The 10624-nt window shown below is 66.2% G+C and carries 11 protein-coding genes, 3 tRNA genes and 1 pseudogene; 9 read left to right on the top strand and 6 right to left on the bottom strand.

Going from position 1 to position 10624, the window contains the following annotated elements; all coding sequences use genetic code 11:
• Nucleotides 1-38: 38 nt before the first annotated feature.
• A tRNA-Ser gene (locus WA944_RS02160) sits at nucleotides 39-125 on the top strand.
• Here WA944_RS02160 and WA944_RS02155 read toward each other — a convergent pair.
• Nucleotides 107-835 (bottom strand): ANTAR domain-containing protein, encoded by a 729-nt coding sequence (locus WA944_RS02155; RefSeq protein ID WP_526369202.1) that lies wholly within the window; start codon nucleotides 833-835, stop codon nucleotides 107-109. The genes WA944_RS02160 and WA944_RS02155 overlap by 19 nt on opposite strands.
• A gap of 480 nt (nucleotides 836-1315) precedes the next feature.
• Here WA944_RS02155 and WA944_RS02150 point away from each other — a divergent pair.
• Nucleotides 1316-2640, top strand: a pseudogene (locus tag WA944_RS02150) (MFS transporter).
• Here the strand turns inward: WA944_RS02150 and WA944_RS02145 are convergent.
• The 4 genes from WA944_RS02145 to hisC form a co-directional block, all read right to left on the bottom strand.
• The gene (locus WA944_RS02145) at nucleotides 2627-3451 is read right to left on the bottom strand and encodes a crotonase/enoyl-CoA hydratase family protein (RefSeq protein WP_526369200.1); all 825 of its coding nucleotides are present in this window, start codon (nucleotides 3449-3451) and stop codon (nucleotides 2627-2629) included. The pseudogene WA944_RS02150 and the gene WA944_RS02145 sit on opposite strands and share 14 nt — an antisense overlap.
• A gap of 76 nt (nucleotides 3452-3527) precedes the next feature.
• Complete coding sequence (locus WA944_RS02140; RefSeq protein WP_526369199.1) at nucleotides 3528-3971, bottom strand: hypothetical protein; 444 nt, start codon at nucleotides 3969-3971, stop codon at nucleotides 3528-3530.
• An 18-nt stretch (nucleotides 3972-3989) separates the two neighbouring features.
• Nucleotides 3990-4463 carry a GXWXG domain-containing protein gene (locus tag WA944_RS02135; protein ID WP_526369197.1) on the bottom strand — a complete coding sequence of 158 codons (474 nt, stop codon included), beginning with the start codon at nucleotides 4461-4463 and terminating at the stop codon, nucleotides 3990-3992.
• Nucleotides 4460-5527: a histidinol-phosphate transaminase gene (gene hisC / locus WA944_RS02130; RefSeq protein WP_526369195.1), complete on the bottom strand. Its 1068-nt coding sequence runs from the start codon at nucleotides 5525-5527 to the stop codon at nucleotides 4460-4462. The genes WA944_RS02135 and hisC overlap by 4 nt, the downstream gene beginning before the upstream one ends.
• Nucleotides 5528-5610: 83 nt before the next feature.
• On the opposite strand from hisC, the gene WA944_RS02125 reads away from it, so the two are divergent.
• The 6 genes from WA944_RS02125 (at nucleotide 5611) to WA944_RS02100 (ending at nucleotide 8001) form a co-directional block, all read left to right on the top strand.
• Nucleotides 5611-5699 (top strand) — tRNA-Ser (locus tag WA944_RS02125).
• Between the two features lie 46 nt (nucleotides 5700-5745).
• Nucleotides 5746-5821, top strand: a tRNA-Arg gene (locus tag WA944_RS02120).
• A gap of 202 nt (nucleotides 5822-6023) precedes the next feature.
• The gene (locus tag WA944_RS02115) at nucleotides 6024-6689 is read left to right on the top strand and encodes a DUF433 domain-containing protein (protein ID WP_526369193.1); all 666 of its coding nucleotides are present in this window, start codon (nucleotides 6024-6026) and stop codon (nucleotides 6687-6689) included.
• A complete protein-coding gene (locus tag WA944_RS02110; protein ID WP_526369191.1) occupies nucleotides 6667-7065 on the top strand; it encodes a PIN-like domain-containing protein in 399 nt (132 codons plus the stop codon). Before WA944_RS02115 ends, WA944_RS02110 begins: the two co-directional genes overlap by 23 nt.
• A 26-nt stretch (nucleotides 7066-7091) precedes the next feature.
• The gene (locus WA944_RS02105; protein ID WP_526369189.1) at nucleotides 7092-7595 is read left to right on the top strand and encodes a metallophosphoesterase family protein; all 504 of its coding nucleotides are present in this window, start codon (nucleotides 7092-7094) and stop codon (nucleotides 7593-7595) included.
• Nucleotides 7588-8001 carry an MmcQ/YjbR family DNA-binding protein gene (locus tag WA944_RS02100; protein WP_526369187.1) on the top strand — a complete coding sequence of 138 codons (414 nt, stop codon included), beginning with the start codon at nucleotides 7588-7590 and terminating at the stop codon, nucleotides 7999-8001. Before WA944_RS02105 ends, WA944_RS02100 begins: the two co-directional genes overlap by 8 nt.
• On the opposite strand, the gene WA944_RS02095 is transcribed toward WA944_RS02100, so the two are convergent.
• Nucleotides 7985-8536, bottom strand: a complete 552-nt coding sequence (locus WA944_RS02095) for a cupin domain-containing protein (protein ID WP_526369185.1) — start codon at nucleotides 8534-8536, stop codon at nucleotides 7985-7987. The two genes, WA944_RS02100 and WA944_RS02095, sit on opposite strands and share 17 nt — an antisense overlap.
• A gap of 50 nt (nucleotides 8537-8586) precedes the next feature.
• Between WA944_RS02095 and WA944_RS02090 the strand changes: the two genes are divergently transcribed.
• The gene (locus WA944_RS02090) at nucleotides 8587-10461 is read left to right on the top strand and encodes an alkyl/aryl-sulfatase (RefSeq protein ID WP_526369204.1); all 1875 of its coding nucleotides are present in this window, start codon (nucleotides 8587-8589) and stop codon (nucleotides 10459-10461) included.
• The last annotated feature ends 163 nt before the right edge of the window (nucleotides 10462-10624 follow it).

Raw genomic sequence — 10624 nt, 5'->3', positions numbered from 1 at the left:
GCCTTCGGCCAAGATCGGCCGCGTCTAGACTGTCCCGCGGTGGCGTGGCAGAGCGGCCTAATGCACTCGCCTTGAAAGCGAGAGTCGGCTAACACCGACCGGGGGTTCAAATCCCTCCGCCACCGCGTGGGCGTTGGTGACGGTCATCCGGCTCGGGCCGGGCGGTGATGTCGTCGGCGACGGATCGAAGTGACTCTCCGGTCTTTTCGCAGCGCTCAGCCAGCATTTCCAGAGCGCGGTCCGCCCCGACGTGAAACCGCTCCATCAGGATGCCGGTCGCCCGGCCCACAGCTTCACGATCAGCCAGCACGGCGTCGGATCGGGCTTCCCTCTCCGCGGCCACCAGCATGATGGATGCGTGGGCGGCCAGTGTGGCGCCGATCGCTTCGTCCTCGGCGTTGAACGTGCCGGCGGCGGCGCCGTAGATGTTGAGAGCGCCGGCTTCGTGCTCAGGGGTGCGCAGCGGGAACGTCAGAACGCTGCGTACACCCGCGTACAGAGCGGCGCGGGTGAAATCCGGCCACCTGTCTTCTCTGGCCAGGTCCGGCGAGCGAACCACGGCGTCGTGTACCGCGGCATCGATGCATGGGCCGTGCCCGTGCCGCAGTTGTATCGCCCCCAATTCGGTGGTGCACGGGGACGTGGGTGCCAGTGGCTTAATGCGCTCCCCGTCGATCAGGATCACGTCTGCGTATTGGGCGCCGCGCACCAGAGCGACGGCAGCCGTGGTGACCGTTCGCAGCAGGCCGCCGATGCCGGTGCCCATGGCGGTCTGCTCGGTCAGATCTGTCACCGCTTCACGTATCAGCCGGCGATACCCGTCCAACTCAGGCATGTTCGCCCCCTGCCGGGCATGTTCACTGCCGCCCGTTGCCAGGAGTGCCCGGCCGGGTGGACATCGAAACCGCCGGCGTGGACCCCGCCGCCCGTTTGTACCGGGCCGCCCGTTTGTACCGGGCCGGGCGGGGTATCGGAGGGCACACCAGATCGCTGTGGAAGGGAACGATGGATTTATGGCGGTGGCTTGTCCTCGCTGATGTGCAGCAGGGATGGCGTCTGTGAGTGTGGTTGTCCGCGCAGCGGGCACAGTCCCGGGTGCGCATTCTGCGGCTGCACCGGATTCCGGCTCTGGCTGCGATGAGTCACCGAAGGCCGACCCCGCTCACTCGCCGGTGAAGTTTGCCCGCCGCTGCGACGTGGCGTTCCCACACCGACTCAGGAGGGCGCTTCCCCCAATCGGTGGACACCCAGATCCTCCGTCGGCTCGTCCGATCGCCGGATGCAAATGCCAGGTTGATTTCGCGAACATCTCCCCATGACAACAGGTATCGCGCGCGCCCCTGAGGTGCCGGTGGCCACCCCTCGGGAGCTCCGGCGGATCTCTCTGGCCAGCTACAGCGGCTCAGCGACAGGGTTCTACGACTTCTTCATCTACGGCACCGCCGCCGCGCTGGTCTTCCCGACGGTGTTCTTTCCCGAGCTGAGCCATGTGATGACGACGACGGCCTCGCTGGGCGCCTTCGCAGCCGCCTTCTTGGCGCGGCCTGTCGGTGCGGCCGTCTTCGGGCATTTCGGTGACCGCATCGGCCGCAAGCAGACCCTGGTGGTCACGCTCGTGCTGATGGGTGTCGCCACCGTCGGTGTCGGTCTGATCCCCAGCACGGCGAGCATCGGCATCGCCGCACCGCTGCTCTTGATCACCCTGCGGCTGGTGCAGGGCTTCGCGGTCGGCGGCAAGTGGGCCGGCGCGGTGCTGCTCAGCGCCGAGCACGCGCCTCCGGAGCGCCGCGGCTTCTACGGCATGTTCACCCAACTCGGTCTCGGCACCGCGCTGGTGCTGTCCAATCTGGTTTTCCTCATCGTGTACTTCGCATTCGGCGACTCCGGCGATGCCTTCCTGCAGTGGGGCTGGCGCATCCCGTTTCTGCTCAGCGCAGTGCTGATCGCCACTGCCCTGTACATCCGAGTCAAGATCGAGGAACCCGTCGCCGAAACCCGTGCGCCCGCGACAGGTGCCCCCATCGCGGTGTTGATGCGACGTCAGGGCCATCAGGTGCTGCTGGCCGCCGGCGTGGCGATCTGCGCTCCGATGCTCGTGTTCCAGGCGGGGACGTTCTTCACCACTACGCCGCCGAACAGCTGGACTATTCGACGAACATGGTGTTGCTGGTCAGCGTGCTCGGCGGGCTGTGTGCGGTCGGCTTCGCGGCGGCCTCGACGATCCTGAGCGACACCCACGGCCGGCGACGCGTCATGGCCGTCGGCTATGGGCTCGCGGCGCCGTGGGCCTTTCTGGTCTTCCCGTTGGTCGAGAGCGGCAATCACGCCGTGTTCGGCGCAGCGATCGTGGCCACCTACGCTCTCATCGGGATCTGCATGGGCCCAGTGGCCGCGTTCATCCCGGAGATCTTCGCCGCCGAGTACCGCTACACCGGGGCGGCCCTGTCGCACAGCGTCGGTGGTGTCATCGGCGGCGCACTGCCGCCGGTGTTGTCGCCGATGTTGTTGGCCACCTGCGGTGGTTGGGCCATCGCCGCGATGACGGGCGGATTGGCGTTGGTCAGCCTCGGCTGCGTCGCCGCGCTTCCCGAGACGACCGGCCGCGCCCCTGCGGTGAGGCCGGCGCCTACTCGCCGGTGAAGTTCGCCTGCCGCTTCTCGAACATCGCGGTGATGCCTTCGGTGAGGTCCTTGGACGGCAGGAACGCCGAGTTCCACGCCGCGACGTAGCGCAGGCTGGCCGAGACGTCGGCGGTGCGCTGCTCGTCGAGCACGTCCTTGATGCCCTGCACCACCAGCGGCGGATTGGCCGCGATCTCGGCGGCGGTGGCGCGGGCAGCGGCCAGAGATGCCTCGGCGTCGGGATGGACATCGTTGACCAGGCCGATCTTCTCGGCGCGCGCCGAATCTATGTCCTTGCCCGTCAACGCCAGTTCACGCAGATGCCCGTCGGACAGGATCAACGGCAGCCGGGCCAGCGAGCCGACGTCGGCGACGATCGCGAGCTTGACCTCACGCACCGAGAATTTCGCGTCGGCGCTGGCGTAGCGGATGTCGACCGCGGAGATCAGGTCGACGCCGCCGCCGATGCACCAGCCGTGTACCGAGGCGATGGTCGGGGTGCGGCAGTCCGCGACCGCCGTGATGGCCTGCTGCATCGTATTCAGGCGCGCGTGGAACTCCGCGCGCGGTCGGGCGAGCGCGCCCTCGGCCAGCATCGGTGAGAGCGTGTCCCCCATCGCCGCCAGATCGAGGCCGTAGCTGAAGTGCCGACCCGACCCGGTCAGCACGATCGCCCGCACGTCGGGGTCGGCGTCCAGTTCGGCGAAAACCACCGGCAGTTCGGCCCAGAACGCCGGACCCATCGCATTGCCCTTGCCCGGCCCGATCAGCGTCACCTCGGCAATGCGATCGGCGATCTCGACGGTCAATGACTCGTGTGCGTTGCCCATGGAGCAAGAGGCTAGCCACCGACGGCGGCGAGCCGCCTGATGGGTACGGCGGCGAGCCGCCTAATGGGTACTGCGGCTAACCGCCCATCAGTACCTCGCTGACCTTCGCGCTCGGCAGGAACTGACAGGCAGCGTCGGCAAGGATCTGGCCCACGAACTCACCGTCGGGCCCCAGCGGGTTGTTCTCCTGAGCAAGGATCTCCCGGATCACCGCAACCCTGGTGGCCTCGTCGAGCTCGCTGAACTCGTCGCACCTCATCTCCAGCGAGTTGGCCGGTGCCGGGACCTCGGGGACGTCGGTGTTGCGCGTGGGCAGCGGGATATTCGGTATCTGGATGTCCGGAAGGCCGGGGATGCCCGGGGCGCGGCTGCCGGTCGTCGGCGACGACGTCAGCGGCGGACCCGGCTCGGTGGTCTGCGCGACGGTGCCCTCGGTGGTCTGCTGGCACGCCGTGGTCATGCCGAGGACGATTCCCAGACCGACCACCGCTGCCGTCGTCACCCGTGCATGCGTCTTCATTGCCGCCACGATATGCGGCTAGACCCTTTCGAGATAGAAGTAGAGGTGGCGAGGGGTGCCCGAGGTGGTGTCCAGCGCGCCCTTGCCGTTCATGATGCCGATGACGGCGTTGTCGTCCACCACCTTGAAGTGGTCGTGCACCGGCGTGCCGTCGTAGACCATCGACGCCACCATCTCGCCGCGGAACTCCTCCATCCACAGGCTGGCTTCGCCGTTCATCGCCTCGGTGTTGGAGAACTTGCTGCCGTCGGCGTCGAGGCAGACCAGCGGCTTGGCATCGGCGTCGGAATGGAACGTCTTGCCGAACCAGTTCAGCCGGTTCATGAACCCGTTGGCCTTGTGCCCGGTGTCGAACTCGCCGCCCTTCCACTCGCCCATCATGAAGTCGATGTCGGCGGGGGCGAGCGTGGACCAGAAGTTGTCGAGCTCGGTGTCGTCGATCCGATCGGTTCGTTCGGTCAGGCGGTTGAACTTCTCGCGCGCAGCGGTCATCGGGGTGTCTCCTGTTCGGTGATCCAGCGTCGGGCGAAGTCGAGAAAGGCGTCGTTCTCTTCGGGGGCGGCGACGGTGACCCGCACGCCGTCCTCACCGTAGGGGCGCACGATGATGCGGCTGTTGGCGGCGTCGGCGGCGAACTGTTGGGCGCGCCCGACCAACGGGAGCCAGACGAAGTTGGCCTGTGAGGGCGGCAGCTCGTATCCGGCGGCGCGCAGCGCCGTGCTGACCCGGGCGCGTTCTGCGACGACGGCGTCGGTGCGGTCCAGCAGCTCGTCGGCGGCGTCCAGGCAGGCGATCGCGGCGGCCTGCGAGACGGTGGTGGCGGTGAACGGGACGTACACCTTGGACAGTGCGGTGATGATGTCCGGATCGCCGACCGCGTATCCGATGCGCAGCCCGGCCAGCCCGTAGGCCTTCGAGAACGTCCGCAGCACAACGACATTGCTGTGCTCACGGACCAGGCCGAAGCTGTCGGGCACCAGCCCGTCACGGATGTACTCGATGTAGGCCTCGTCGAGCACCACCAGGATGTGGGACGGCACGGCGGCGACGAACGCGGCCAGCGCGCCGGGGTCGACGACGGTGCTGGTCGGGTTGTTCGGGTTGCACACGAAGATCAGCCGGGTGCGGTCGGTGATCGCGGCGAGCATCGCGTCGAGGTCGAAGGTGTGGTCGGTCAGCGGCACCTGCACCGGGGAGGCGCCGGCGGTGCGGACCTGCAGCGGGTAGATCTCGAAGCTGCGCCAGCCGAAGAGCACCTCGTCGCCGACGGTGGAGGTGATCTGGATCAACTGCTGGCACAGGCTGACCGAACCGCATCCCACGGAGATGTGCTCCGGTGCGAAGTTGACGTGCTTGGCCAGGCGCTCCTTGAGCTCGACGTATCCGTTGTCGGGGTAGCGGTTGATGCCGTCGATCGCCGTCGCGATCGCAGCCCGCACGCTGGGCAGCGGTCCGTGCACCGTCTCGTTGCTGGCGATCTTGATCGCGCCCGGCACCGTTCTGCCCGGGGTGTAGGCGGGGATGTCGGCGAGTTCGGGGCGTAAACGGACGGGCACCCGATCAGTTTATGGCCGCCTCGGATCTGCTTTGCCTCCCGAGGTGGCCCCTGTGTACTCTCATCCAGCGGCGGTAAACGTCGGGAGGCGTGCCAGAGCGGCCGAATGGGACTCACTGCTAATGAGTTGTCCGTCTTAAAGCGGACCGGAGGTTCAAATCCTCTCGCCTCCGCGGTAACCCTGCCGGCTCGCCGGCGAGAACTGAATAGCTTCACCCAGCGCCCGTAGCTCAACGGATAGAGCATCTGACTACGGATCAGAAGGTTAGGGGTTCGAATCCCTTCGGGCGCACCATAACGTTGGTCACATCATCAGCCGTGGTCACACAATCCCAGTTGGTGAACAGCGGTGGTCCGCTGAGGACCAATCAGTCCAGCCCGGCAGCTGCAGGTAGAGCTAGGTGCTCGCATCGTTTCGGATTCGCTTGTGAGACCCCTGGTGCATACTTTCGAGCAGGGAGCAATGATCGTTGCACGGGGGAGGTGGTGGTACCGCGATGACGGTTGACATCTTCAAGGATCCCCTGTTCACCCCACGGGAAGTGTCGGTGTACCTCGACATTCCTCGCTCCACCGTCTACCACTGGCTCCATACAGGTTCCCGTGGCGGTGCGCCACTGGTGCACCACATTCCCGCCACCCGCCGGGGTAGTGCTTCTGTGCCGTTCGCAGCCTTGGTGGAGGCCTTTGTGCTCCGTGCCCTCCGAAATGAACTGGGCTTCACCAAGCGGCAGATTGCCGACACGGTCGCAGATGTCCGCGACACGTTCGGCACAGACTTTGCGTTAGCTAGCAAGAGAATCGCTACCGACGGCATCGACATTTTCATCCAGCATGCCGACGACGAATTCGCTCGGGTCGGCGACCACCAGTTCCTGATTCGCGACGTCGTGGGCAACTACCTTCGATACATCACCTGGGACGCTAGGGGTGAATTTGCTGCCCGATTGAAGTTGCCGGGTTTCGGGGACGACGCCGACGTGGTCGTTGATCCACGATTTGCTTGGGGCGATCCTGTGGTCGAGCGAAACAAGGTGCCGATTCGGGCGGTAGTCGACCTGTGGGCGGCCGGCGAACCACTGTCCGTGGTCGCCGAGGAGTACGGATTGACAATCCCGGAGGCCGAAGAGATCTGCCGCGTTGGACTCAAACGAGCCGCCTGAGTTTTTCCTCGACCGGAGCCTCGGCAAGAAGGTAGCGGCGGGGCTCATCGAGCTGGGATGGCGCATACACCGTGTAGTCGATCATTTCCCGAACGATGCGCAGGACACCGCGGATGAGGACTGGATGCGTTACGGCCTCGTCCGTGGTTGGTTTCCACTACATAAGGACGGGCGCATACGCAGAACTGATGCAGAACGCCGACCGCTCGTCGAGTTCGATGCACCGATGTTCTACCTGGACAACCAGCAGCTGAAGATTGCCGAGATGATCTCTCGATTTCACGGAGCGCAGCGTCAGATCTACGTCAAAACCCGAACTGCAGCAGCGGCGTGCTTTGCTGTCTCAGAAGATGGAATCAGACGAACATGGCCGTAGCTCCCAGACCTCCTAGGGGTGAAGACTTGCGTCTTCTGCTGATCGCCGACACGCACGTCCCGACGAGGGCGCGTGACCTACCCGCGGTGGTCTGGGACGAGGTGGCTGTCGCCGACGTGGTGATCCACGCCGGTGACTGGATGGCGCCCGCGTTGCTCGACGCCTTGGAGGCGCGATCGCGACGACTGGTGGCGTGCTGGGGCAACAACGACGGTGACGAGCTGCGACGCCGGCTGCCCGAGCGTGCCGACGTGGTGCTGGGCGGGCTTCGCTTCACCGTCACCCATGAGACGGGCGCCTCGTCGGGTCGCGACGAACGGATGGCGAAGATGTACCCCGACGCCGACGTTCTGGTCTTCGGGCACAGCCACATCCCCTGGGACGGATGCTCGAAATCCGGCCTGCGGCTGCTCAATCCGGGCTCACCCACGGATCGCCGGCGTCAGCCCCATTGCACGTACATGACCGCCTCCGTTGCGGACGGCGAGTTGACCGACGTCGAGTTGCACCGACTGGACCGCAATGCGTGACCGTCCCGCCACCGAGGCCGACGTCCACGAGATCGCGACGTCGATGCCGCACGTGACCCGGATCGAGGGCCCCAGGGCGGGCAACCCGATCTATCAGGTCGGCGGCAAGTCGTTCGTGTTCTTCCGCACGCCGCGTTCGGACGCCGTAGATCCGGACACCGGGGAGAAGTACCCGGATGTGATCGTGTTCTGGGTCGAATCCGAGGCCGACAAGCTCGCGCTGGTGCAGGACGCGGCGTCACCGTTCTTCACTACCGCGCACTTCGACGGGCACCTCTCGGTGCTGATCCGCGCCGCCAGGTTGGGCGAACTCGGGGTCACCGAGTTGCGGGAGGTCATTCAGGACGCGTGGCTCTCAAGGGCGTCGAAGCGCCGCGCGCAGCAGTGGCTCAACCGGGGCGCTTGACCTTTTCGTGGTTCGCCCCGCACACGAAGAGGGCCAGCCGAGCCGGAGTGTCGCCCGGGTTGCGCCACCGGTGCCTGGTGCCGTTCTGGACGACGGTGTCTCCCGGGTGCAGCGTCACCTCGGCGCCGTCGTCGAGTTCGAGCACCACGGTGCCTTCCAGCACCACCTCGAAGTCGATGGTGTCGGTGGTGTGCATGCCCGGATCGTCGAGTTCCATGTAGCCGAGCAGGCCGGGTAGCTTCTGCTCCCCATCGGCCACTGCCTCTTCGGTGCTGAGGTTGTCCGTCCTGGCCTCGGCGGTGCCGGGAGGCAACGTGAAAATGGAGAACCGGAACCCGCCGACGGGTGGAAAGTAGGTGTGCCAGTTGGGCATCGATCCGTCGTCGGGGAACTGCGGTGTGGAGTCACCGCCCCACAGCATGGTGAATTCCGATCCGGGCAACAACACCGGCTTGCGAGGTGCGACGGCCTCGTCGCTGACAAAAACGGACTTGCCGGACGCGTCGTGCCCGGTGACCACTCGGCGGACATCCATTACGCCAGTCAACCACCGGGGACGCCATCGGCGTGGCACTCTCTGAAGACATGCAGAACAAGCCGCCGACTCCGACCATCGAAGCCGCCCACCGCGAGCATCTGGGCGCGCTACCGTTCGACGACACCAGAGACTTCACCGACGCCGACCGGGGATTCATCGCCTCCCAACAGCCGTGCGTGATCGCCGCGGCCGATGGACGGGTGGTGTGGGACAACGACGTCTACGCCTTCCTGACCGGTGATGCCCCGACGAGCGTGCACCCCAGCCTGTGGCGGCAGTCGGCCCTGGTGGCCAAGCAGGGGCTCTACGAAGTCGTCGAAGGCATCTACCAGGTACGCGGATTCGACCTGTCGAACATCACCTTCGTCGAGGGGGACACCGGCATCATCGTGATCGACCCGCTGGTGTCCACCGAGACCGCCGCGGCGGCGTTGGCTCTGTACCGGGAGCATCGTGGGGATCGTGCCGTCAGGGCGGTCATTTATACCCACAGCCACGTCGATCACTTCGGCGGGGTTCTCGGCGTGACGACGCAGGCCGACGTCGACGCCGGCAAGGTCGCGGTGCTCGCCCCGGAGGGCTTCACCGAGCACGCGGTGCAGGAGAATGTGTACGCCGGAACGGCGATGGCGCGCCGCGCCGGTTACATGTACGGCGCAGCGCTGGAACGCGGACCGCAGGGCCAGGTGGGATGTGGGCTCGGGCAGACCCCGTCGACGGGTGAGGTGGCCATCATCGTGCCGACGATCGACATCACGGAGACGGGGGAGACCCACACCGTCGACGGCGTCGAGATCGAGTTCCAGATGGCGCCGGGCACCGAGGCGCCGGCCGAGATGCACTTCTACTTCCCCCGCTACCGCGCGCTGTGCATGGCCGAGAACGCCACCCACAACCTGCACAACCTGTTGACGCTGCGCGGTGCGCTGGTGCGCGACCCGCACGGCTGGGCCGGATACCTCACCGAGGCCATCGACACGTTCGCCGACCGCGCCGACGTGGTGTTCGCGTCCCACCACTGGCCCACCTGGGGCAAGGACCGGATCGTCGAATTCCTTTCCCTGCAACGCGACCTGTACGCATACCTGCACGACCAGACGCTGCGGCAGCTCAACCAGGGCTACACCGGGATCGAGATCGCCGAGACCTTCGCGATGCCGCCGGCACTGGAGCAGGCGTGGCATGCTCACGGCTACTACGGCTCGGTGAGCCACAACGTCAAGGCCGTCTATCAGCGCTACATGGGCTGGTTCGACGGCAACCCCGCCCGGTTGTGGCCGCACCCACCGGAGGCGATCGGACCGCGGTACGTCGCGGCGATGGGGGGCCTCGACCGCGTCGTCGAGATCGCCCAGTCGGCTTTTGACGAGGGTGATTTCCGTTGGGCGGCAACGTTGCTGGACCATGCGGTGTTCACCGACGAGAACCACGCCGGGGCGCGGCAGCTCTACGCCGACACCCTCGAACAGCTGGCCTACGGCTCGGAGACGGCGACCTGGCGCAACTTCTTCCTCGCCGGGGCCACCGAGCTTAGGGACGGCAACTTCGGCACCCCGACTGCGACGTCGATGTCGATGGCGAGCCAGCTGTCGCCGGAGCAGATGTTTGACCTGCTGGCGATCAGTGTCAACGGGCCGCGCGCGTGGGAGCTCGACCTCACCATCGACGTGACCTTCTCCGACATCGAGACCAACTACCGGCTGAGTCTCCGCAACGGCGTGCTGGTCTACCGCAAGACGCCCGCCGACGAGGCGACCGCGCAGGCGACGCTGCGGCTGGCGACCAAGCTGCGGTTGCTGACCCTGGTGGCAGGTGACAACACCTCGCCCGGGCTGGAGATCACCGGTGACGCTTCGGTTCTCGAGTCCCTGGTCAGCGTGCTCGACAAGCCCGACCCCGGGTTCAACATCGTCACCCCGTAGATACAGCCGCGTCTCACTGCCGGGATTTGTCGGTGGCTCCTGTGATGATGGTGGCATGTCTTCGGCGGCAACTTCTCTGGCTCCCAAGGAGCGTCTTGAGGTGTTGTTCGCCGAGTTGGCGGAGCTGGCGGGGCAGCGGAATGCGATCGATGGACGGATCGTG

The sequence above is a fragment of the Mycobacterium sp. genome (assembly GCF_049683355.1).
In the GTDB taxonomy this organism is placed as follows: Bacteria; Actinomycetota; Actinomycetes; order Mycobacteriales; family Mycobacteriaceae; genus Mycobacterium.
This window is presented reverse-complemented; position numbering and strand designations above follow the sequence as displayed.

Bases quoted from the DNA above. Each gene is read 5' to 3' on its own strand.
- WA944_RS02155 (WP_526369202.1), bottom strand. From the start codon at position 835: ATGCCTGAGTTGGACGGGTATCGCCGGCTGATACGTGAAGCGGTGACA.
- WA944_RS02135 (WP_526369197.1), bottom strand. From the start codon at position 4,463: ATGACCGCTGCGCGCGAGAAGTTCAACCGCCTGACCGAACGAACCGAT.
- WA944_RS02145 (WP_526369200.1), bottom strand. From the start codon at position 3,451: ATGGGCAACGCACACGAGTCATTGACCGTCGAGATCGCCGATCGCATT.
- WA944_RS02095 (WP_526369185.1), bottom strand. From the start codon at position 8,536: ATGGATGTCCGCCGAGTGGTCACCGGGCACGACGCGTCCGGCAAGTCC.
- WA944_RS02115 (WP_526369193.1), top strand. From the start codon at position 6,024: ATGACGGTTGACATCTTCAAGGATCCCCTGTTCACCCCACGGGAAGTG.
- WA944_RS02090 (WP_526369204.1), top strand. From the start codon at position 8,587: ATGCAGAACAAGCCGCCGACTCCGACCATCGAAGCCGCCCACCGCGAG.
- WA944_RS02140 (WP_526369199.1), bottom strand. From the start codon at position 3,971: ATGAAGACGCATGCACGGGTGACGACGGCAGCGGTGGTCGGTCTGGGA.
- WA944_RS02100 (WP_526369187.1), top strand. From the start codon at position 7,588: ATGCGTGACCGTCCCGCCACCGAGGCCGACGTCCACGAGATCGCGACG.